At 58.1% G+C, this 21,372-nt stretch carries 19 protein-coding genes; 7 read left to right on the top strand and 12 right to left on the bottom strand.

What is annotated here, in order from left to right:
* Window positions 1–20: 20 nt before the first annotated feature.
* The 3 genes from Q7U76_03675 to Q7U76_03665 all read right to left on the bottom strand — a co-directional run bounded on the left by Q7U76_03675 (window position 21) and on the right by Q7U76_03665 (window position 3,934).
* Window positions 21–1,391: a sigma-54 dependent transcriptional regulator gene (locus Q7U76_03675; protein ID MDO8355473.1), complete on the bottom strand. Its 1,371-nt coding sequence runs from the start codon at window positions 1,389–1,391 to the stop codon at window positions 21–23.
* Between the two features lie 92 nt (window positions 1,392–1,483).
* A complete protein-coding gene (locus Q7U76_03670; protein MDO8355472.1) occupies window positions 1,484–2,806 on the bottom strand; it encodes a DUF1015 domain-containing protein in 1,323 nt (440 codons plus the stop codon).
* A gap of 123 nt (window positions 2,807–2,929) precedes the next feature.
* Window positions 2,930–3,934, bottom strand: a complete 1,005-nt coding sequence (locus Q7U76_03665) for a polyprenyl synthetase family protein (protein MDO8355471.1) — start codon at window positions 3,932–3,934, stop codon at window positions 2,930–2,932.
* A gap of 245 nt (window positions 3,935–4,179) precedes the next feature.
* Here Q7U76_03665 and gltB point away from each other — a divergent pair, with 245 nt between their 5' ends.
* From gltB to Q7U76_03630, 7 genes are all read left to right on the top strand, one after another.
* Window positions 4,180–8,697 (top strand): glutamate synthase large subunit, encoded by a 4,518-nt coding sequence (gltB, locus tag Q7U76_03660; GenBank protein ID MDO8355470.1) that lies wholly within the window; start codon window positions 4,180–4,182, stop codon window positions 8,695–8,697.
* Between the two features lie 145 nt (window positions 8,698–8,842).
* The gene (locus tag Q7U76_03655) at window positions 8,843–10,279 is read left to right on the top strand and encodes a glutamate synthase subunit beta (protein ID MDO8355469.1); all 1,437 of its coding nucleotides are present in this window, start codon (window positions 8,843–8,845) and stop codon (window positions 10,277–10,279) included.
* 542 nt (window positions 10,280–10,821) lie between these two features.
* Window positions 10,822–11,184 carry a hypothetical protein gene (locus tag Q7U76_03650; protein MDO8355468.1) on the top strand — a complete coding sequence of 121 codons (363 nt, stop codon included), beginning with the start codon at window positions 10,822–10,824 and terminating at the stop codon, window positions 11,182–11,184.
* A 67-nt stretch (window positions 11,185–11,251) separates the two neighbouring features.
* Window positions 11,252–11,812 carry a hypothetical protein gene (locus tag Q7U76_03645; protein ID MDO8355467.1) on the top strand — a complete coding sequence of 187 codons (561 nt, stop codon included), beginning with the start codon at window positions 11,252–11,254 and terminating at the stop codon, window positions 11,810–11,812.
* 464 nt (window positions 11,813–12,276) lie between these two features.
* The gene (locus Q7U76_03640) at window positions 12,277–12,549 is read left to right on the top strand and encodes a hypothetical protein (GenBank protein MDO8355466.1); all 273 of its coding nucleotides are present in this window, start codon (window positions 12,277–12,279) and stop codon (window positions 12,547–12,549) included.
* Between the two features lie 629 nt (window positions 12,550–13,178).
* A complete protein-coding gene (locus tag Q7U76_03635; protein MDO8355465.1) occupies window positions 13,179–13,619 on the top strand; it encodes a DUF5069 domain-containing protein in 441 nt (146 codons plus the stop codon).
* A gap of 405 nt (window positions 13,620–14,024) precedes the next feature.
* Window positions 14,025–14,333: a hypothetical protein gene (locus tag Q7U76_03630; protein ID MDO8355464.1), complete on the top strand. Its 309-nt coding sequence runs from the start codon at window positions 14,025–14,027 to the stop codon at window positions 14,331–14,333.
* A 226-nt stretch (window positions 14,334–14,559) separates the two neighbouring features.
* Here Q7U76_03630 and Q7U76_03625 read toward each other — a convergent pair whose 3' ends face one another.
* The 9 genes from Q7U76_03625 to Q7U76_03585 all read right to left on the bottom strand — a co-directional run bounded on the left by Q7U76_03625 (window position 14,560) and on the right by Q7U76_03585 (window position 21,351).
* On the bottom strand, window positions 14,560–14,925 hold the full coding sequence (locus Q7U76_03625) for a PilZ domain-containing protein (protein ID MDO8355463.1): 366 nt from the start codon (window positions 14,923–14,925) through the stop codon (window positions 14,560–14,562).
* Between the two features lie 144 nt (window positions 14,926–15,069).
* Complete coding sequence (locus tag Q7U76_03620; GenBank protein MDO8355462.1) at window positions 15,070–15,699, bottom strand: hypothetical protein; 630 nt, start codon at window positions 15,697–15,699, stop codon at window positions 15,070–15,072.
* A 126-nt stretch (window positions 15,700–15,825) separates the two neighbouring features.
* Window positions 15,826–16,257, bottom strand: coding sequence for a hypothetical protein (locus Q7U76_03615; GenBank protein MDO8355461.1), 432 nt, complete (start codon window positions 16,255–16,257; stop codon window positions 15,826–15,828).
* A gap of 162 nt (window positions 16,258–16,419) precedes the next feature.
* Window positions 16,420–16,854: a hypothetical protein gene (locus tag Q7U76_03610; GenBank protein MDO8355460.1), complete on the bottom strand. Its 435-nt coding sequence runs from the start codon at window positions 16,852–16,854 to the stop codon at window positions 16,420–16,422.
* Between the two features lie 56 nt (window positions 16,855–16,910).
* Window positions 16,911–17,075 carry a hypothetical protein gene (locus Q7U76_03605; protein MDO8355459.1) on the bottom strand — a complete coding sequence of 55 codons (165 nt, stop codon included), beginning with the start codon at window positions 17,073–17,075 and terminating at the stop codon, window positions 16,911–16,913.
* Window positions 17,076–17,417: 342 nt separating this feature from the next.
* Window positions 17,418–18,086, bottom strand: coding sequence for a hypothetical protein (locus tag Q7U76_03600; protein MDO8355458.1), 669 nt, complete (start codon window positions 18,084–18,086; stop codon window positions 17,418–17,420).
* A 5-nt stretch (window positions 18,087–18,091) separates the two neighbouring features.
* The gene (locus Q7U76_03595; protein ID MDO8355457.1) at window positions 18,092–19,654 is read right to left on the bottom strand and encodes an AAA family ATPase; all 1,563 of its coding nucleotides are present in this window, start codon (window positions 19,652–19,654) and stop codon (window positions 18,092–18,094) included.
* Window positions 19,655–19,717: 63 nt separating this feature from the next.
* A complete protein-coding gene (locus Q7U76_03590; protein MDO8355456.1) occupies window positions 19,718–20,617 on the bottom strand; it encodes an SUMF1/EgtB/PvdO family nonheme iron enzyme in 900 nt (299 codons plus the stop codon).
* Window positions 20,617–21,351, bottom strand: coding sequence for a hypothetical protein (locus tag Q7U76_03585; GenBank protein ID MDO8355455.1), 735 nt, complete (start codon window positions 21,349–21,351; stop codon window positions 20,617–20,619). Before Q7U76_03585 ends, Q7U76_03590 begins: the two co-directional genes overlap by 1 nt.
* Window positions 21,352–21,372 lie beyond the last annotated feature (21 nt).

The following is a 21,372-nucleotide window of genomic DNA, read 5'->3' as shown; positions in this document are numbered from 1 at the left end:
TCTTCTGCAGCTTGCTACAGCTATTCTTGCTCTTCTTTTGTCTTCTGCTGTTTGATCAAGCGGGCGAGGTAGGTGCGCTGGAGCTTGAGCCGGTCTGCGGCTTTGGTCTGATTCCCTTCCGCTTCCTTGATGGCTCGCTCGATGATGTGACGGCTATGTTCTTCCATCGACTCATGGTACGGGAGTGAGAGGTAGGGGAGGGATTCGCCCGGCGAGGTGCGGCTCATTCCATCGAGCGTGAGCATGTCCGGTTCGATCGTGTCCGACTGGTTCAGGATGACGGCTCGCGCGATCACGTTGTCCAGTTCGCGAATGTTCCCCGGCCAGCCGTATCGGCCCATGGCGTCCATGGTTGCGGGGCTGAACATCATGCCGGGACGCTTCGCCTCCTTGGCATGCCGGTTCAAGAAGAACTTGGCCAGGGCAGGCAGGTCATCGGTTCGTTCGCGAAGCGGGGGCAGGGTCAGGCTGATGACGTTGAGCCGGAAAAAGAGGTCCTCGCGAAACTCACCGTTTTTCACCGCCTGGCGGAGATCCTTGTTCGTGGCGGCGATGACTCGGATGTTGACCGACACGAGTTTCGTGCCGCCGACGCGATGGAATTCCCGGTCCTGGAGCACACGCAGCAGCTTCGCCTGCAGTGGGAGGGACATGTCTCCGATCTCGTCCAGGAAGATCGTGCCTCCGTCCGCCATCTCCAGCTTGCCTTTTTGCAGCCGATCCGCGCCGGTGAAGGCGCCGCGTTCATGCCCGAAGAGTTCGTTTTCGAGTAGCGTCTCCGTGAGGGCCACACAGTTGATGACGACCAGCGGCATGGCCTGACGCGGACTCCATTGGTGAACGGAGCGGGCGAAGAGTTCCTTGCCCGTGCCGCTTTCCCCCAGCAGCAAGACGCTGGCATCGGAGTTGGCTGCGCGCTGAGCGGACTCCATCACGGCCCGGATCTTCGTGCTCATGCCCACAATCGAGGCATACCGGCTGTCGACTTCAGATTTGAGACAGGCCACCTGCCGTTTGAGGGTGTTTCGTTCCAACGCCTTGTTGATCACGAAGAGGAGGTGATCCTTGTCCAGGGGCTTGGTGAGAAAATCGTAGGCGCCGGTTTTCATGGCTTCGACGGCGGCATCGATCGAGGCATGGGCGGTCATGACAATCACCGGAAGATCTTCGGCCGGTCTGACTTTCGGGAGCCGCTTGAGGACTTCCAGGCCGGTCATGCGTGGCATATCCAGATCGAGCAGCATGAGGTGCGGCGCTTCTTGCTCCACCAGCTCGAGCGCTTCGATCCCGTCCCGTGCGATCACGGTTCCGTAGTCGGATGCCTGCAGGCGATCCTCCAACATGGTGGCGATGTCGGGGTCGTCGTCGACGATGAGAATTTTCGCTTTCATCGCGCTCCAGCGTAGGCGAAAGGCATGAGGCAATGGGCGAGTGGCAGAAAGTTCTTATCTTTTCCCTACCCCTGGCCGCTTGCCCCTCGCCTCTAGCCCTCCATCACGTTAATAACCAAACCCGTCAGCGGCTTCGGAAAGAAGTAGGTCGACTTGTGCGGCATCCGTTCGCCGGCCGTCGCGACAGCTTGTACTTCGCTGACCTTCGTGGCGTTGAGCAGCAAAGCTCCGGTTCCCGTTCCCTTCGCGACCCAATCCAAAGCTTCATGGTCGTCCTTCGTATAGAGGATGGCCTCTTGTTCCTGTTGTGTCGGACAGAGTGCCGTGACGACGAGTTGTTGGAGCAGGGACACGTCGAGCTTGGTGCGGGGAGAGGCTTGCGCGTTCGGGCGATGTGAGGCTTTCAGCGTCAAGGTGGTGTAGCGGCTGTCTCCCTTCAGCGCGAGTCCGAACACCGGTACGGTGCGTCCATTCGTCCGCATCGCCTCGATAAATGTTGCGCGCGAGGCTGTTTGTGTGGCCGCAGTGAACGGATATTCTCGTAGGTCGAACGTGGCGCCCAGCAATGCCTGCACACGGTCATAGGACGGCAGCGCCGTCGTCGTGACCCGATGTGTCGGGAGCACGGTCAAGCCCGGATCTTCGAGGGAGGTCAACAGCATCAGCACGCCGTCGAACGGCTGGAGGCCTGCCGGTGCCCCGGCCTGTTGACGGCGGAGTTTCTGATAGTTCAATGCGGTTTCGTAACGGTGGTGACCGTCTGCAATGAACAGCGGCTTGCTGCGGAGGGTATCGACCGCCTGTGTGACGACGGCTGGGTCCGTCACCGCCCAGAGTTGTTGCCGGAATCCCACATCGTCGCGAAAGTCGATATCAGCCGGCTTCCCTTTAATCGCGGCTTCCAGCAGCCCCAGGACTGTATTTTGAGGGTCGGAGTAGAGCGACCAAATGGGGCTGAAGTTGGTCTTGCAGGCTTCGAGGAGATTCAGACGATCGGTCTTCGCCGCCGAGCGCGTATTCTCGTGCGGGTAGATGTGGCCCGAGTCGAGCGCTTCCAGTTTGACGGTGGCGAGAAATCCCTTCAGGGTCTTCGTCGGCGAACCGGCTGGAGCATAGGGCGGCAGGTATTCGATCGTATGGTAGTAGAGGGTCGGCTGCGCATCGCGTTTGAGCGCCCCGCTCGTGAGCCAGTCGCGAAGAGTCGAAGCGGCGCGGGTATATCGATTGTGCGTCGGACCGTCGCCAGGCTGATCGAGGCCGAGCTCCAGGCGGATGATGTTCTGCGGATGGCGATCGTGCAGGGCCTTCTGTCCGGCTGCGTCGATGATGTCGTACGGTGGCGCCACCACCTGTTTCACATCGCCAACAACCGTTGCATTGTACCTGGTGCCGTGAAATGGAATGATCGTCGACATAGCGAAGTCCTCTACTCCGTAAGTGGTTGAAGCCGTTGCGACGCAGCGGCCAGAAGGATGGAGTCGTTCACGCTCCGCGGTGCCTTCCAACGCCCCATGGCGTGGGATACGCGGGAGGAACGGCTATCGATCGCGGGTAACCATATAGTCGGCGGCCACCGAAAGGGCTCGCTTGGCCGTACTGTCTTCGAACTGACTGAGTTCTTGTTGAGCCGAGGCCACGAAGGTTCGTGCGCGATCCATGGCATGGGCAATCGAGCCGAACTCTTCCATGAGGCGAATCAGCCGTCCGAGGTCTTCCTCCGTCAGCGTCCTGGTTTCCATGCGGTCGATGATCATCTGCCGGTCCTGCTCGGAGCAATGACGCAGCAGATGGAGCAGCGGCAACGTGGCTTTGCCTTGGCGGAGGTCCTGTCCCAGCGTCTTGCCCAACCGTTCGCCATTGGCCGTGTAGTCGAGTGTATCGTCGGCGACTTGAAATGCCATCCCGAGATATTGGCCGAACCGGAAGAGCGCGTCCTGCTGGGCCTCTGTGGCGTCGGCGAGAATGGCGCCCATGCGGCAGGAGGCGGCAATCAAGCCGGCCGTCTTGTGTTCGACCACTTTGAGATATTCCAATTCCGGCATGGCGGGGTTGCCGTTGTAATAGAGCTGCAGCACTTCGCCTTCCGCCATCTTCTTGCAGGCCTCGGCGAGCACTTCGTTGATCCCCTGGCTCCGGAAGTCGACGATTTGGCAGATGGCTTTGGAATAGAGGTAGTCGCCGACGAGGATGCTGATTTGGTTGCCCCAGATTTTCCGGGCGGTTCGCTGGCCTCGGCGGATATCCGCATCGTCGACCACATCGTCGTGGAGCAGGGTCGCGGTATGAATGAACTCCACCAGGCTGCCGAGCTGGTGATGATCGCGGCCGGTATAGCCGCAGAGACGGGCAGAGAGGAGGAGTAAGAGCGGTCTGATTCGTTTTCCGCCGCTGTTCAGGATATGGGCGGCAACGGTATTGACCAGTGCGACACTGGAGTCGAGGTTCGTTCGGACTTGGCGCTCCACACCGTCCAATTCATCGCGGTACGCCTCCCAGACGTCCGCCATGTTGTTGATAGTGGAGGTGATTGGGCCTTGGGGCATGCGGCGGATGGTAGGGCAGAGGGGGAAACAAAGTCAAGCCAATCACCCCTTTGGGGGGCACGTGGGGAAGGAGCAGCGGCGCGAGGGGGAATCTTGACAGAAGAATCGTCCTTCTATTAAGGTGAGCGCAGCTGAGACGAACGGAATAAGCCTTGTGAGTGACGGGGTTATCCATCCCGATTGCCTCTCTGGTGTAGCCTCCGTCTAGGACTCTAACCGCCTACCTTTTTAACGAGATACGAACGATGAGCATCCCCGGGCTTCCACCGAAGCAAGGCCTCTACGACCCTGAACAGGAGAAGGACTCCTGCGGCATCGGCTTTGTCGTCAATATCAAGGGCCAAAAATCCCATACGATTGTGCAGCAGGGTCTTCAGATTCTCGAGAATCTCAGCCACCGGGGGGCGCAAGGCTGCGATCCTTGCACGGGGGACGGCGCAGGGATTCTGCTCCAAGTCCCGCACGAATTTCTCAAGCGTGCCGCCGGCGATGTGGGGGTGACGTTACCCAATGCCGGGGAGTATGGCGTGGGGATGGTGTTTCTTCCGCCTCAGGTCGATGCGCGGCAACAATGTGAAGCGCTCTTTAGTAAAATTATCGGCGAGGAGGGCGCTCGGCTCCTCGGGTGGCGCGATGTGCCGGTCAAGAGCGATGCGATCGGCCCCGTGGCCCGCAGCACCGAGCCCTTTATGCGGCAGGTCTTCATCGCCCGCGATGTCCTCAACGAAGGGCAGTTTGAGCGGAAGCTCTATGTCATTCGCAAGCGGGTGGAAAAGGCCGTTCGTGAATCGGCGATTCAAGGGCGCGACTACTTCTACATCTCGAGCCTGTCGGCGAACACCATTGTGTATAAGGGATTGCTGCTCCCGGAGCAGATGTCCGCCTACTACCAGGACTTGAAGGATGAGCGTTTGACGAGCGCGCTGGCCCTCGTCCATTCCCGCTTCAGTACGAACACGTTCCCCACCTGGCCCCTGGCCCATCCCTATCGCTACATTTGCCATAACGGCGAGATCAATACGCTCAAGGGCAACGTGAATTGGATGCGCGCGCGGCAAGGCCGGCTTAATTCTGAATTGTTCGGCGAGGATCTGGCCAAGCTCTACCCGATCGTGTCCGAGCAGCAGAGCGACTCGGCTTGTTTGGACAATGCCGTGGAATTCCTGACCATGGGAGGCCGCTCGCTCCCCCACGTGATGATGATGCTGATTCCCGAACCCTGGGTGGCGAATCCGCAAATGGATCTCGACCGGCGCGGGTTCTATGAGTATCACGCGGCGATGCAGGAGCCCTGGGATGGTCCGGCGGCGGTCTGTTTCACCGACGGCAAGTTCATCGGCGCGACGCTCGATCGCAACGGCCTGCGTCCCTGCCGTTATCAAGTGACGACCGATGGCCTGGTGATCTTGGCGTCGGAAGCCGGTGTGCTGCCGATGGATCCTCAGAAGATCCGGCAAAAGGGGCGCCTCATGCCCGGCCGAATGTTCATGGTCGATACGGTGAAGGGGCGCATCATCGACGACGAGGAAGTGAAGGCCGAGATCGCCAGCCGCAAGCCCTATCGGTCCTGGGTCACGCAGTATCGGATTTCGCTCGACGAGTTGCCCGATCCCAGCAATGTGCCGCAGCCGGATCATCCGACGATCCGTCAGCGCCAGCAGGCCTTCGGCTACACGGTTGAAGAGTTGAAGATGGTCATTACCCCGATGGTGGTGGAGGGGCAGGAAGCCACCTCGTCGATGGGCACGGATACGCCGCTGGCGGTGCTCTCTGAGCGGCCGCAATTGCTCTTTAAGTATTTCAAGCAACTATTCGCTCAGGTGACCAATCCGCCGATCGATCCGATCCGCGAAGAACTGGTCATGTCCCTGACGACCAGCATCGGGCCCAAGCCGAATCTGATGGATGAACATCCGGAGTCCTGCCGACGCATCCGGGTCAAACAGCCGATTCTGACCAATGCCGAGCTCCAGAAGATTCGCGAGATCGCCGATCCGCATTTTAAGAGTAAGACGCTGAAGATGTTGTTCAAGGTGGCTGAGGGGCCTGAGGGGCTCGGAGCCGCCGTCGACGATCTCTGCCGACAGGCCTCCCTGGCGATTAAAGAAGGCTACAAATTTCTGATCCTGAGCGATCGCGGGGTCAACGAAGAATGGGCGCCGATTCCGAGCCTCCTGGGCATCGCGTCCGTCCACCATCACCTGGTGCGCGACTGCACGAGGACCGAAGTCGGCCTCATTGTGGAAACCGGCGAACCCCGCGATGTGCACCATTTCGCTTGTTTGATCGGCTACGGAGCCGGAACCGTGAATCCCTATCTCCTGTTCGAGTCGATTGTGGACCTGGAGCGCGATGGCTACTTCCCCGAGGGGTTGGACGCGCAGACCGCGGAAGGCAAGTTCATCAAAGCGATCAATAAGGGGCTCCTCAAGATCTTCTCGAAGATGGGCATCTCGACGGTGCAGTCCTACTGTGGCGCGCAGATCTTCGAGGCGATCGGATTGAATCGTGAACTCATTGGCCGCTACTTCACCGGTACCCCGTCGCGCGTGGAGGGAATCGGCATCCGCGAGGTCGGGGACGAAACATTGCGACGGCATCGTTTGGCCTATGAGCCGGCGCCGATCAGACAGTTGGATTTCGGCGGGGAAATCCACTATCGCATCCAGGGGGAGCATCACAACTGGAATCCGGACACGATTTATAAGCTGCAGCATGCAACGAAGGCGAACGATCCAAAGACCTTCGCCGAATTCTCCCAGCTCGTGAACGACGAGAGTAAGCGGCGTTCGAACCTGCGCGGGCTGCTTGAGTTCAAGTTCCTGCCGGAACCGATTCTGGTCGAGGAAGTGGAATCGGCCAAGGAGATCGTGAAGCGGTTCACGACCGGCGCCATGTCTTTCGGCTCGATCAGCAAGGAAGCGCACGAGACGCTGGCCATTGCGATGAACCGCCTGGGCGCCAAGAGCAACACCGGCGAAGGCGGGGAAGATCCCGAGCGATTCAAGCCGATGCCCAACGGGGATTCGAAGAACAGCTATATCAAGCAGGTCGCTTCCGCGCGGTTCGGCGTGACGAGCCATTATCTGGTCAATGCCAAAGAACTTCAGATCAAGATGGCGCAGGGAGCGAAGCCGGGCGAGGGCGGGCAGTTGCCGGGACACAAAGTCGATGAGAACATTGCGAAGTTCCGTTACGCCACGCCGGGCGTGCAGCTCATTTCGCCGCCGCCGCACCATGATATCTATTCCATCGAGGATCTGGCGCAGCTCATTTTCGATTTGAAGAACTCCAATCCTGACGCAGCGGTGTCCGTGAAGCTCGTGTCGGAAGTGGGGGTCGGCACCATTGCGGCCGGGGTGGCCAAGGCCCATGCGGACAAGGTGCTTATCAGCGGCGACTCCGGCGGCACCGGCGCGTCACCGCTTTCCTCTATCAAGTATGCGGGAGTGCCGTGGGAACTGGGCCTGGCGGAAACGCATCAGACCCTCGTGCTCAACGATCTCCGCGGCCGCATCCGGGTGGAGACCGACGGGCAAATGAAGACCGGGCGCGACGTGGCGATCGCCACGTTGTTGGGCGCCGAAGAATTCGGGTTTGCGACCGCGCCCTTGATCGTCGAAGGCTGCATCATGATGAGGAAATGCCACCTCAATACCTGTCCCGTCGGCATTGCGACCCAGGATCCGGCCTTGCGAAAGAAGTTTGCCGGACAGCCGGAACATATCGTGAACTTCTTTTTCTTCATCGCCGAAGAGCTGCGCCAGATTATGGCCAAGCTGGGTTTCCGGACTATCAACGAAATGGTTGGGCGTGTCGATAAATTGAAAGTCCACAAAGCCGTCGACCATTGGAAGGCCAAGGGGCTCGATCTGACCCCGCTCTTGCAGGCTCCCGATGTCGGGCCGGAGATTGCTCGCTACTGTGTGCAGAAGCAGGATCACGGTCTTGCGGGCGTGCTCGACAACAAATTGATTGAACTTTGCAAGCCGGCGTTGGACAAGAAAGAGAAGATCACGCTCGATCTGCCGATTCGCAATGTGAATCGTACGGTCGGGACGATGCTGTCCAGCCGTGTGGCGAAACGATACGGGCTTGAGGGATTGCCGGAAGATACCATCACGATCAAGTTCTCGGGGTCAGCCGGACAGTCATTCGGCGCGTTCTTGTCTCGCGGCATCACGCTCATCCTGGAAGGCGAGTCTAACGACTATCTGGGCAAGGGACTCTCTGGCGGAAAGATTATTGTATTTCCACCGAAGCAGGCGCTCTATGTGCCGGAAGAAACGATTCTCATCGGCAATACCTCGCTCTATGGCGGTACACAGGGTGAAGCCTATTGCTACGGCATGGCGGGCGAGCGGTTTGCGGTGCGGAATAGCGGTGTCAGAGCGGTAGTCGAAGGCACCGGCGATCACGGTTGTGAATATATGACCGGCGGGGTGGTCGTGGTGTTGGGCCGGACGGGACGAAACTTTGCGGCCGGCATGTCGGGCGGCGTCGCGTTCGTGTTGAACGAACTCGACAAGTTTCAATCCCGCTGCAACCTCGGTATGGTGGAATTAGAAAAGGTGACGACGGCAGAAGACAAGAAGACACTGCATGAGATGATCACGTCGCACTTTATGCATACAGGCAGCAGGAACGCCAAGCGTATTTTGGATAGCTGGGAGGCGATCCTGCCGAAGTTCGAGAAGGTGATGCCGGTCGATTACAAGCGAGTCTTGGAAGAGCGGAAGAAGAAAGCGGCCTCGATCAAGTAAGGGATAAGGGGACAGTGCTGAGTTCAAAGTCCTGAGTGCTGAGACGTCAGTCTTTCAGAATCGATACTTAGGTCTCAGTATGTTGGACATATGACTCAGAACTCAGCACGCAGCACTCAGAACTCAGCACGTAGGACTAGAAGAAATGGGTGATCCAAAAGGTTTCATGAAATTCGCCCGTGAGGGCCCCAAGCGGAAACCGGTCGAGCTGCGCGTGCTTGAGTGGAAGGAAATGTACGAGCCGCTCGCCGAGGAGAAGCTCAAGACGCAAGGCGCGCGTTGTATGGATTGCGGCGTGCCCTTCTGTCAGGGGTCGACCGGTTGTCCGGTCGTGAACCTGATTCCCGAGTGGAACGATCTCGTTTATCGTGGCCGCTGGAAAGACGCGCTCAAGGCGCTCCATACGACGAACAATTTCCCCGAGTTCACCGGCCGCCTCTGCCCGGCGCCCTGTGAAGGGGCCTGCGTGCTCGGCATCAACGAAGATCCGGTCTCGATTCGGATTCTCGAGTGGAACATCATCGATCGTGGCTTCAATGAGGGCTACGTCGAACCGATTCTTCCAGTGGTGAAGACGGGCAAGACGGTGGCGATTATCGGGTCAGGTCCGGCGGGTATGGCCGCTGCGCAGCAGCTTGCGCGTGCCGGCCATCGCGTCACGCTTTTCGAGAAGTCCGATCGTATCGGCGGCCTGCTGCGCTACGGCATCCCCGATTTCAAAATGGAAAAGTGGGTCATCGACCGGCGCCTGGATCAGATGAAGGCCGAGGGGGTCGAGTTCAAGACCGGCGTGACGATTGGGACAGACATCACGGGTGAGCAGTTGCGGAAGCAGTTCGACGCCGTCGGCCTGACCATGGGGGCAGAGCAGGCCCGCGAGCTGCCGATTCCTGGCCGCGAACTCAAGGGCGTGCATCTCGCGATGGAGTTCTTGACCCAGCAGAACAGACGCACGTCGGGCCTTCCCGTGACGGACGAGCCGATCCTGGCGAAGGGCAAGCGCGTCATCATCATCGGCGGCGGCGACACCGGCTCGGACTGTCTCGGTACCGCCCATCGGCAGGGCTGCGTCGAAGCCCATCAGTTTGAAGTGATGCCGGAGCCGCCCCCAACCCGCGCGGGTTCGACACCCTGGCCGCTGTGGCCGATGCAGCTTCGCACCTCGCATGCGCATGAAGAGGGCTGCGACCGGCAATGGAGCATTTCGACCACCAAGTTCACCGGCGAGAATGGCCAGGTCACGAAGCTTCACGGCAATCAGGTGAAGTTCGAAGGCGGTAAGTTCATGCCGATTCCCAACAGCGACTTCACGATGGATGCGGATTTGATCCTACTGGCGATGGGCTTCACCGGCCCGGTGAAGAACGGCCTGCTCGATAGCCTTGGCGTGAAGTATGACGCCCGTGGTGCCGTGTCGGTGGACGAAGGCTTCATGACCAACCTCGACGGCGTCTTTGCCGGCGGCGACACCAAGCGCGGCGCCTCACTCATCGTTTGGGCGATTGCCGAAGGGCGCAAGATGGCGGCGGGGGTTGATCAATACCTGCGTGCAGGCAAGTCTGCCAAAAAGTCAGCCTCCTAAATTCCCCCCCCCCTCGATTAAATCTAAGTCCACCCTGGTCAATCTCCTCTGCTCGCAGAATGCGGAGGGGATGGAGCCTGATGCTCTTCTGTGCTCGCGCAACGCGCGGCCTCCGAAGGATGGGAAGGATAGCCTTGCCGTCCTCCTGCTCGCGGAACGCGCACGATCAGAATGTGCTCGTTCGACGCGCGCAATTGAGGATCGACCAGGCTACCCTTGAAAATGAAATGGGGAAGTGAGAAGACGCGCGCGGTGGAAGATCAATCAGCCCCCATCCCTGGTCCTTCGAAAAGTTCGCTCTTCGCTCCGACACACCTAATTGAAGTCTGAAACAGTTCCAGCCGCCATTTGAATCTTCCAATAGGAAGATAGGTCGCGCGAATGGCAGTGTATTCTTGTGGGTCGTTATTGACACAGATCCTCGAAATGCGGATGATCTCTCAGCTTTTCAGTAACCAGAGTTCTGGCGCAGGCAGGGATAGGTTACCTGTAGCCATGTCCCTTCCGCTGCTCACTTAATAGTTAGACATAGAGGAATTTTTATGGACTTACGAAATTTCATTAAAGAAACTTTAGTGCAAATCGCTCAGGGCATTGACGAGGCAAGTATCGCGCTTAAGGGGACAAGTGCAATTGTAAACCCTCGTAGTGTAGTCGGAGCTCATGGAACAGCTGATGCAAAGGTCTATGGTTATGTATCCGAAGATAAAAAGATGCGCCAAGCTGTTCAAAGTATAAATTTTGATGTTGCTGTTTCCGTTGCTCAAGGCACCGAAACTAAAGGTGGAGTAGGCTTGATGGTTGGCATGGTAGCACTTGGCAGTCAGGGAAAGAGTGATGCGTCCAATACCTCACAATCTCGCATACAGTTCACCATACCAATGGTCTTGCCAACCAATGGCTAAGTCTAACCATGCGCTCAAGCGGGATGCCACGCAAGCGCGGCGACCCTTAGCTTCCCGTTAGATCTCTATGGCAAGCGGTCATGGTATCGAAAATCCAGCGAACAAGATCGCTACCGCACAAGCGGTTCTGAATTTGGCGTTCCGGCTGAATGCCGAGGTACTGTCCGGTCGGATCGATGCAGGGATATTCAAGCACGAGGTCAGTGTGATTACTGGAGGTGCTGGCGTGTTTCTTCCATCCTTTCCGGAAGGAACAGCTCAAGACCTCCAACTCGGAGCGTCCAACCTCGTTCTCATTGCGCTTAGCGCCTCTGCCCTCACTGTCGACGAAACATTCGATCAAGTGTTCGACAAGCTATCAGCTGATACTGATGTTAATCGGGTCGGGATCAGAGTCATGGTGAGCCAACTGCGTAACGCGTTCGCCCACAATCCGTGGCGCCCCAAGTGGCTCGTGTTCCAGAAATACCGAAATGCTTATCCAATCGTCCTTGATAACGGCTCGACGTTCACGTTTGACGCAACAGCTCTCGATGGCGACGGTGTTAAACCGGAGCACGTCGGTGGTTTGGAGTTCTGGGTCAAGCTGTTACAACACGCCGAAAGGATGGTCGGTGATAAGGTCTAGCCCGCGGATTGAGAGCGACGCGCGTATACGCGCACCTCACGTCAAAGTGCGGGGGCGTTGCTTGACTTTGCATCTTGTTGAGCAGGAAAAATAAAGTAATCAGGCTCCTGTATCTCTCGTGGAGAAAGCAAAGGTGGCAGCCACAGTTGTTTCTGCCGCGCATCTGCCCGAAAGCGGCTTTGACATTCGAACCATTAGGAGTTCTTGGGGCATCGCGACGTCAAAACGACAATGATCATCACGCATGTGCTCAGCCGAGGGCCAGGGGCTGTTCGCAGTCCGCTGGACGGACTTTGAACCCCCTTTCGGAGGTGCTGTTATGCGGATCCGCATAGGACCCCCGTCGATTATGGGATATTGTTCACGATCATTGATGGCGTGTTACGCGGACAGAAATGGCAGGCTCGGCTCTTATGCGGATCGGCCTGAACATTGTTAGGCAACTCAATCTTCGAGGAGTAAATATGCGAATTATTATTGTTGCACTTATCCCACTGGCACTGTCTGGGTGCGCAACAAATTCAGGCATCGTTGATCTCGGTGGAGGTAACTACGTCTATGCAAAAGAGGATGCATGGGCTTACAACGGAAACGCAACGAAAGTAGAAATTTTAAAAGAGGCCGCCGCATTCTGTGCGAAGCAAGAAAAGCAAATGTCAGTACAAAGCTCGGATGCGAAACCTTATATGCCTTACTCTTCGTTCGCCGGTGCTGAAGTTCAATTCAGCTGCAAGTGATTCATTTGCCTAACCCTTCTGGCAACCGAACCTGCCTCCGGCAGGCCGGTTACCGCCAACGCTAAACCCGCAAATGTGTACGTAAGACTGGCGCTCGGCAAAGAATAGGTTCATGCAAAGAAAAGAATTTACGAACCGTTGATTTCTCCGAGCGCTGGCATGCTGCCGCGCGACCTCACCGGAAGAACGGGGACCCACCGAGGCTTGGCTAGCGTGCTTGATTCATGGGGGCTCGTTACGAAACTGTGGAGACGCCAAGCGAGACGGGCGCGCGGAGCCCCGAGAGGCCGAGGCGTACTCGAAGCAGTACGTTGAGGTCGGGAGGGGCGAGCCCGCCCGCCAGTATGTAGACTATGAGCATACTGGCTTGTCGTAGCGGCGTGTCTGCAGTTGCAGTAGAGCCCTCATGGATCATGCGCGCTGGGAAAGCTGGAACTGACTGAGGTACTGCGGTCGTTGACCGCAGCCGAAGGAATTCCAGAAGGCTTCCGCTCTGCCAAGCCCGGAAGGGCCGTTCTGGGAGGTGGGGAGCAGCGGCAGCATGTCAGCGCTCGTCAAGTGGATTACCCCTCCTAGACTTCTCTCTTCCTCATCTGTATGTTTTGAACAATCACAAATCTGGAGAAATGATGATGACGCAACAAACCTATCCCCGTAGTCCTAAAGCCCTTCTCGGTGGCATTGCCCACTTGGGGCGGTTTATCGATAAGATTCGTCTGCGGCATGCAGGCAAGATTCAGGACTACAACTACATCACCGCTGGGTTCGATAAGTACCTGGTCGATTTTCTGCAGATCGATCCGAAGGCGTTTGAGCAACAAGTATTGGCCGGTGGGACGGATGAGCAGTTGCTCGCCTGGGTCGTGGCGAATGGCAAGCCGCATTCGCACGAGGAGATCGCGCAGTGGACGCAGGGGCTGCTGTCGTCCGGTCCGAAAGATGACGCCACTCGTGCCCGGCTTCAGGGGCGGCTGGATGATGTTGCCAAGAAGCGTGGCGTCGCGGTCAGCTCTCTCCCTCCTGCTTCGACATGGGTGGATGCGATCGAACTCGACGAAGGACGTCTCTAGGCTGTTGAAAAAGTCCGCCAGCATCGTTCTCGCATCGTTCAGATCCTCAACGTACCCCTGAGGGTACGTCTCCGGTCTTCACTCGCTGCGGCCTTGCTGAACGGCCATTTTGAACAGCCTAGGTATAGGATCTCAAATTCGCAGGCTGATTCATCTGGCGTTGAGGGGCTGAAAGCCTTGCCAGACCGTCATCTAACTCGATTGATCTCGTTGGGGCGGGATGGAGGAAGAACCAGCCATATTGCCTCATTTTTTGAGTGGATTTGTTCTGTGGCAGGGGTGACCTTCTAGTTTCTTGAGAAATTTGCAGCGATTTGTGGCATAACCGTGGCATTGGCCTTGCGATGATGAGGCCGAGGGGTGGTTGCCACCTCACTATTTGAACTAAATCCAGGGAGGATTCGCATGACCAGAACAGTGGCTTCTTTGACGGCTGCCGCCGTGTTGTACGCTTTTACCGGTGCCTTGGCCCAAGCGCCTGATGCGGCTCCAGCCGCAGCACCAGCCGCCCCGGCTCCTCAGGTTACGGCTCCTGCAGCCGCTCCTGCTCCAGCTCCAGCGGTGGAAGCGCCTAAGGGCGAAGGCGAGAAGGGAAAGCATGGCAAGAGCGGAAAGCACCGGAAAGATGGCGAGCATAAGAAGGGTGGAAAGCACAAAGACCGTGAGAAGCATGGCGACAAGCACGAAGAGGGCGACAAGGGCGAGAAGCACTAAGCGATAGCGCCACTCGGTAGCATAGGTTGAAAACGAGGCGGTCGGTCCTTCAGGGCCGGCCGCCTTCGTGTTTGTAGAGCTGTGGGCGAGACGGGCAAGATGTGCGCGATAGGCGCGGTTCGAAGTTCTAGGTTCGAAGTTCAGAAAACCTCGAACTTCGAACTGTCTCCGGTCTCGTTCGCTTCGCGTTTCGCGCAAGTCTCGCGAGTCTCGCACGAACAGCGAATTAAGAGCTGACGGCGGTTAAGGTCGATGTGGCGTAATCGGGATGGGCAGATAGTTCAGTCTGTGGCAGGGGCTCGACAAGGTCGGTGACTCGTTCACGGTCTCCCTGTCTATACCGAAGAAACTCTACGCCGATGTGGCCGTCTTTACACCAGCGCACCACCGAGACTTCCACTGCGAGGGGGGTTGGTTCTTGAGCGACAGCAATGTGTAATGTGAGGTAAGCCCCTGCATTCAGCGCAATGTCGCTGCGCATCTTGCAGCCCGTGGGCGAGAGGTCGAGCAAGACCCCTTCTCCTGCGCCGGTATCGCTTTGGATACGGGCAGCATAGCCGACCGGCACTCGAAGACGACATCGTGGTTGCATTGCTAGGACCTCCGTATTGAATTCTACAGAGGATATCGGTAGAGGCGAGAAAAACTTGATTTGTGGCTACTGCAATGTGAGGGGCGAGGCTCAAGTTTTCGGTTCAGCTGACGAGGGGCCGGATGGCCCGTAGACTGTTTTGGCCTATTTCACCTCCATCCATTTGGTACTCTGTGAGCGGAATACCAACATGCGAGTCGAGGTCCGGACCATATAAGAGTCGTGTGAGTCTTCTACGGACAACACCTTTTCGTCGGTCGACCAGGGGATGGAGAAGATGCCACCTGTGTAGGAGGAGAATGCCATGGCGCGTTCGGCCGTGATCGCCACAGCGACATGTCCCCGGTCATGCAGCTGCTTCACGGTCTCCCTGGTTCCGAGCGGTTCAGCCGTCCAATGTCCTCGCCCCTCCTGGAATCCATAGACCCGTCGGTCGCTTTGCGCGAGAATTAATCGTGGTAGGACGTGATGGCGTCCGACCTCTTCCCCGCTGTCCAGCTGTACGTCTGTCCACCGTCGAAGCTCAGAAGGAAATCCCAAGAGCCGGTTGGTGGTCTGGGCAAATGCGGTTTGTCCCCATGCCTCTGCGACGATGACGGTTTCATTCAGCCCGAGAGATTCCTCCATCCCTCTCCCGCCGGCCGGCAACGCGATGATTTTGTCGTGCATCACTGCGATCGTGACGTCTCCGCGATGGCCTTGGGCCACAGCCATGCTGGCGAAGAGGCAGAGGCTGGCCAGCACACACAGGAATCGAGGGGTCAGGAAATTCATAGAGGGCCTCCATGAAGAGCATATTTCACGGTAACACAAGTTTGAACAGGATAGGCCGAAGGCCCATAGCCTGAAGTTCTATGCGCTGAGGGGTGGAAATGGAATGACAGACGGATGCAGAAGGGATTACGCGGCGATGTTGGTCAGCAGTTTTTTGACTTCGACGTGGGCGAAGATGACGTCCGGTTCCCGCTGAAGCGCTTCGTAGTAACACCGTTCGAATCCGTCTCCTTCCTCCGAAGGACGGATGAGGGCTCGGGCTTCTATGAGAAAGTGCTCCACCTCAACGGGCGAGAGTTCTGACTCATTGTCGAGCAAGTCGTCGATGCTCACCACGAGTTGAGAGATGGGGTGCAGCCAGGTAAACCAAGGATCGTTCAACACCAGTTGCAGCAATTGGCCGCTGGATGCCACACGGCCATTGATGCGTTCGTAGGTGACTTGTTCTGCCAGAATGAGGGCCTTATGGAGCCCCAAGAGTCCTCCTCGCACCTCGAGGAGTCTCGTCCGGAGCGGGCAGGATTGCTTGGTTCTGGTTTTGTGAGAGACAGACGACATGAAATTATTTTAGCAGGTTATTATAAAAATGGTGGCCGTCGAATATTTTTTTCGAAGGCCGATCTCCGTCATGATGTGCCTATCGGCAGATTCAATTCCATTCTGTAGTGTCATGAACAGATCGTGAGCTGGCAAGAGGCGAGTGGATTGCGCGGGAGGACGTTAGGCGGCTTTTGCCAATAGAACGCGCGTGACCTGGAAATGGGCGAGCACGACATCAGGGGCTCGATTGAGCGCCTCGTAGTAGGCACGCTCGAATCCGTCGCCCTCGATCGACGGGCGGGTCAACGTGCGCACCTCGGATACAAGATGTTTGACATTTTCACTCGTGATGTCGAAGGCGTCGTCTTCGAGAAGCTGATCGATCCGGACCAACAGATCCAAGAGGGGGCAGAGCCAGGTAAACCAAGGGTCTTTGAGCACCAACTGGATGAGCTCGTCCGTCGAGTCGATATGGCCATGGATGCGCTCGTAGGTGAGCCGCTCCGCCACAATCAACGCGCTATAGAGCGACAACAGTTTCTGATGCACCTCTCGCATCGTGTGGCGCAGAGGATCGGGGTGGGGAGCCCGACTGGATCGTGAGGTCGTTGCCATAGGGTAAGTGTAGCAGGCTCCTTGTGCCGGGAGAGGTGCCGGGTCGACCAGGACGGTTACCCCTCGAAGTAGACCACGACGGTGGCCTTCTGGCACGAGCAGCAGGCGCCTTCTTTCGTCATCGGGACCTTGCCGTCGCTCTCCGCTGCTTTGATCTGAGGGTCCTGTGCCCGTCCCACCTTGTTGTAACAGTCGCTGCAATAGGTTGCTGTCTGTCCCATGGTCCCTCCTTGGACTCTGTCGCACAGTGTATTGCGCTGCGTTGAACCGCCCGGAATACGGAGCGAATAAGTGCGATGAAACAGACCATATTGGTGAAGTATAGCGTCTGTTGCGGATTTGGCTAGCAGGATGCTGAAAAATCCTGCCAGCGGCGTTCTCGCATCGTTCAGATCCTCAACGTACCCCTGAGGGTACGCCTCCGGTCTTCACTCGCTGCGGCCTTGCTGGACAGTATTTTTGAGCATCCTGCGCGGTGATCTTTCGTTGTTCGGAGGGCGAGGGCCATTGAGTCACGCTGTGCGAGGATTTGGGAGCGGCGAACTCGAACTGAGAACTTCTAGTTAGGGCTCGATGCGAGTGGCGAATTGCGAGAACAATTCGCCCGCGAGGTAGCCGGTATCGGCTGGGTCGATGGCATCCTTGCGGCGAAGATAGTCGTTGAGGATTCGGCCATCGGCGGTTTTATGCACATGCGGGAGGGCGAGATTCATATGGTACCGTTCAACGGCGCCGGCTACGCGGCTGATGAAGACGACGGTGCCGTCCTGGTCCTGCCGCTCGACGATTCCGACGTGCGTTAAAGGGTCGTTCACCTTGCCATCTCTGTTGAAGTCCCAGGTATTGTCGAAAAATACGAGGTCGCCTGGGTGGACCATGGGGCCTTGGTGGAACGTGCCTTGTTGGCGTATATGGGCATGGATGATCCGGACCCCGTTGGCGTGACGGGCGCTGGGTCCGCCTTGATAGAGATCGATTCCGTGCTTGAGATAAATGGCGCGAGTGACTCCGGCGCAGTCGTAGGCGATGCGGCGGCCATTCACGTCGATGGTGCGGGCGCCGATGAGCTGCGTTGCGGTGCGGACGACGGCCGTTTGACGGGGCGTCGCGTCCACCGTCCTGCAGCATTCCTGGCTGTCCAGCGCGATCCCTTGTGTGCGATCTCTGGCAACGCCGGCACAGCCGACGAGCGTCACGATCGCGAGAGTTGTGAGGATGAAGAGGAATCGCATGGGTCTCACCGTACGTTGACGAACCGGCCTTGCGCCATCTCCCGAAGCTGATCGATATCTTCGCGCCTGGTCACGGAGAGTGGCACAGTATGGGTCAACTCTTCAATCAACAGGTCGGTGGTTAACGGTGTTCTTCGATGGAGGGCGCGGTAGAGAGCCGCGACCACAGCCTGTTCTATTTCCGAGCCGCTGAATCCGTCGCTGGCGCTGACGATTTTTCCCACATCGAATGCCGTGCTGTTTTGTTTGCGGAGGGCGAGGTGTATGTTCCAGATGGCCTCTCGTTCGCCATCATCCGGCAGGTCCACGAAGAAAATTTCATCGAACCGGCCCTTGCGAAGGAGTTCGGGCGGGAGCAACGAAAGATTGTTGGCCGTCGCCACGACGAAGACTTCTTGCTTCTTTTCCTGAAGCCAGGTGAGAAATGCGCCGAAGAGCCGGCGGCTCAAGCCGGCATCGGCTTCGCCGCTTCCGCCCCCTGAGGCCATCGCCTTCTCGATTTCATCGATCCAGAGGACGATGGGCGAGAGCGACTCAGCCGTTTCGATCGCCTTGCGGAAGTTCTTTTCCGACTCGCCGACGAATTTATCGAACAACCGGCCTGCGTCCAGCTTGAGGAGCGGAAGCTGCCATTCCCGCGCGATCGCCTTCGCCGCAAGCGATTTGCCGCAGCCCGGCACGCCCACCAGCATGATGCCGCGAGGGGGCGCGAGATTGAGCGCCTTGGCTTCCGAGGTAAAACCGACCTTCGCTCGTTCCAGCCAGGATTTCAGATTGACGAACCCGCCCAGTTCGAACCGGTTGTCCTCAAGCGGATAATATTCAAGCAGTCCGCCGTCCTTGATTGCCTGTACCTTGCGCTTCAGAATCTTTTGTACGTCGTCGGCGGAGAGGGTGCCGTCTTCGACGACGCATTGCGTGATGACCTGGCGCGCCTGATGGAGCGTCAGCCCCTGTAACGCGCGAAGGATGGCGTCACGCTCGTCCGCCGAGGCGCCCTGGTCCGCCGGCTTGGAGTCGCTGATGGAGCGGAGAATACTTTGTACGACGGTGGTCGATCGCGGGCGATGGGGCGAGGTTCTGGGACCGAGCGACTGCAGTGCGCTCTGGAGCATGGATTGGAGTTCGTCTCGATCCGGCAGTTGCAAGTCGAGCCGCACGGCGATCTGTTCGAGGTCGAGCGGCAGGGCGATCGGATGGCCGGTCAACACAGAGGTCGCACGTGACCGGCCAAAGTGTTGACTGACTTCCCGTAACTGCCGCGCAACAGCCGCCTCTTGCAAGTGGGGCGCAAGGTCTTTGAGCCAAAAGATTCCTTCCACGGTCAACCCGTTGAGGTGCTGCAGGAGGGCCAGCGGGGTGGCGGTCATCTTGCTCAGGCTGGGGCTGTCGTCGGTGCGGGTGAGCCCTCTGGTGACGGACCATTCGAAGAGGGGCATGCGTTCTTGCGCGGCCACGGATTGCAGCAAGGTGAGCACCCGCTCTTCTTCCACCGTCTCGATGACGATCAGGGGATGGTACGAGCGGATCAGGGTGCGGAGATCGTGGACACTGGTTGATAGAGCCATAGGAGAGAAATGCTAACACGAGGCTCGCGCCTCACCAAGAAAAGGGCGCATTGCTGCGTGGGGTTAAGGCGCCTTGTTGCCGGGCGATTGTGCGCAGCGGAAGCCGATTGCCGGGGAACGTTGATCCATAGGCGCCCCGCTGCGTGTGGCGGTGCGGAGCATGATCGGATTGCTTCTCCATGATCCGCCGCGCAGGCTCTTGTACCGGCCGCTGGTGGGGCCTGGTGGATTACGCTCCGGCATATAGGCGTAGTAATCGAATCCGAACCAGTCCTGCACCCATTCGGCGACGTTCCCCGCCATATGATGGAGCCCAAAGGGGCTTTTCCCGGCTTCGTTTGAATCCACGGCTGCGAGAATGGGGATTTCATGGACGTGGTGCTGGCCGAACATGGCGCGGGTTTGGTCGGGGTCGGCTTGGCCCCAGGGGAAGAGATTGCCGTCCGGTCCTCGCGCCGCTTTTTCCCATTCCGCCTCCGTCGGGAGCCGTTTGCCTGTTGCGCCGCACAATTCTTTGGCCTCGGCCCAGGTGACATAGAGCGCCGGCCACCGGCTGAGGGTCTCGTCTGTCACGGAGTGAATCGTGATCACGTGCCAGATGAGCTTTTGCAGCTCGTCCGAGGGGTGAAGTTTTCGCTGGTGGAGAAATACGAGATATTCGCCGAGGCTCACCTCATCGCGATCGATCGCGTAGGCATCCATCCAGACTCGATGTTGAGGCAGTTCCGTATCGTCGAACTGCGTCCAATGGCCATAGGGATCGTCGTCGACTCGTTTGCTGCCGAGCAAGAACGGTCCGGCTGGGATGGTGATCAGCGGTGACGGCTGGGCTAGTGCCGCGATCCCGGTCAAATGGCGAGCCAGTTCCGGTGACGATTTCGCTCCGGCTCCCGCGGCCTGCGGGTTTCCCACGATGAGGAGGAGGGCGAATGCGGCTGCGAGCCCTGGACGTGAGTAGCGCATCAGGTCTTGTTGGCGGCGGCTAAAGCCTTGTTGATTTCCCCGATGAGGCTCCGCTCGATTTCTGCGGCCTCTTCCGCGCTCACGCTGAGGATGCGTCCACCCTGAGCCAGCTTTTCGAAGTCGGCCTTGACGCTGAGCCGGGTGACGTTCGAGGGCAATGTATGGAGCGACACCACATATTGATTCCGGAAGCCCGCGACTTCCAACGAGGCCGGAGGGGAGACTTTCCTCTCCGTGACGTAGACTGCTTTCTGATCGGTCTTGATGCTCACCTTGATGTGGTATCCATTGCGGCTGAGGGCCTCTTCCACCATTTTGGCGACGGCGCTTAAGGGGCGGGGAATGTCGTCAATCTGGGTTCCTTTTTCCTCGACGTGGATATTCTGCGCGATGTGCGCGGCGGCGGTCTTCTGAACATCCGCGCTCAGTTTTTTGGTCTGGGCGACTTGTACCGTCAGATTGTCGGCGGCGGCTTTGGCTTCGGCCTTGGCGCTCTCAGTCGATTTTTTCGCGTCGCGTAACTCCTGGTTCAGCAGATCGATCTGTTGCTGCATGACTTTGTTGCCGTCCTGCAGCGAGGTAACCACCGACTCCTGCTTGGCCAATTGCTTGCGGAGCGACTCATTGTCGGCTTTGAACGGCGAGTCGTCCGGCTTGCAACTGCTGGTTGAGAGACAGAGCGCGATGGCTCCGATCCAGAGAAGCGACTGGTTCGATTGCGTCTTATGTTGCACGTCAGGTTCCTCCGGCTAATC

This window comes from Nitrospirota bacterium, assembly GCA_030645475.1.
Taxonomy (GTDB): domain Bacteria; phylum Nitrospirota; class Nitrospiria; order Nitrospirales; family Nitrospiraceae; genus Palsa-1315.
The sequence above is the reverse complement of the archived record's forward strand: the minus strand, read 5'-3'. Positions and strand labels throughout refer to the sequence as shown.

Coding starts and splice junctions, on each gene's coding strand:
- Q7U76_03615 (MDO8355461.1), bottom strand. CDS start 16,257: ATGTCGTCTGTCTCTCACAAAACCAGAACCAAGCAATCCTGCCCGCTC.
- Q7U76_03665 (MDO8355471.1), bottom strand. CDS start 3,934: ATGCCCCAAGGCCCAATCACCTCCACTATCAACAACATGGCGGACGTC.
- Q7U76_03605 (MDO8355459.1), bottom strand. CDS start 17,075: ATGGGACAGACAGCAACCTATTGCAGCGACTGTTACAACAAGGTGGGA.
- Q7U76_03595 (MDO8355457.1), bottom strand. CDS start 19,654: ATGGCTCTATCAACCAGTGTCCACGATCTCCGCACCCTGATCCGCTCG.
- Q7U76_03625 (MDO8355463.1), bottom strand. CDS start 14,925: ATGCAACCACGATGTCGTCTTCGAGTGCCGGTCGGCTATGCTGCCCGT.
- gltB (MDO8355470.1), top strand. CDS start 4,180: ATGAGCATCCCCGGGCTTCCACCGAAGCAAGGCCTCTACGACCCTGAA.
- Q7U76_03590 (MDO8355456.1), bottom strand. CDS start 20,617: ATGCGCTACTCACGTCCAGGGCTCGCAGCCGCATTCGCCCTCCTCCTC.
- Q7U76_03600 (MDO8355458.1), bottom strand. CDS start 18,086: ATGCGATTCCTCTTCATCCTCACAACTCTCGCGATCGTGACGCTCGTC.
- Q7U76_03610 (MDO8355460.1), bottom strand. CDS start 16,854: ATGGCAACGACCTCACGATCCAGTCGGGCTCCCCACCCCGATCCTCTG.
- Q7U76_03640 (MDO8355466.1), top strand. CDS start 12,277: ATGCGAATTATTATTGTTGCACTTATCCCACTGGCACTGTCTGGGTGC.
- Q7U76_03635 (MDO8355465.1), top strand. CDS start 13,179: ATGATGACGCAACAAACCTATCCCCGTAGTCCTAAAGCCCTTCTCGGT.
- Q7U76_03655 (MDO8355469.1), top strand. CDS start 8,843: ATGGGTGATCCAAAAGGTTTCATGAAATTCGCCCGTGAGGGCCCCAAG.
- Q7U76_03630 (MDO8355464.1), top strand. CDS start 14,025: ATGACCAGAACAGTGGCTTCTTTGACGGCTGCCGCCGTGTTGTACGCT.
- Q7U76_03670 (MDO8355472.1), bottom strand. CDS start 2,806: ATGTCGACGATCATTCCATTTCACGGCACCAGGTACAATGCAACGGTT.
- Q7U76_03645 (MDO8355467.1), top strand. CDS start 11,252: ATGGCAAGCGGTCATGGTATCGAAAATCCAGCGAACAAGATCGCTACC.
- Q7U76_03675 (MDO8355473.1), bottom strand. CDS start 1,391: ATGAAAGCGAAAATTCTCATCGTCGACGACGACCCCGACATCGCCACC.
- Q7U76_03650 (MDO8355468.1), top strand. CDS start 10,822: ATGGACTTACGAAATTTCATTAAAGAAACTTTAGTGCAAATCGCTCAG.
- Q7U76_03620 (MDO8355462.1), bottom strand. CDS start 15,699: ATGAATTTCCTGACCCCTCGATTCCTGTGTGTGCTGGCCAGCCTCTGC.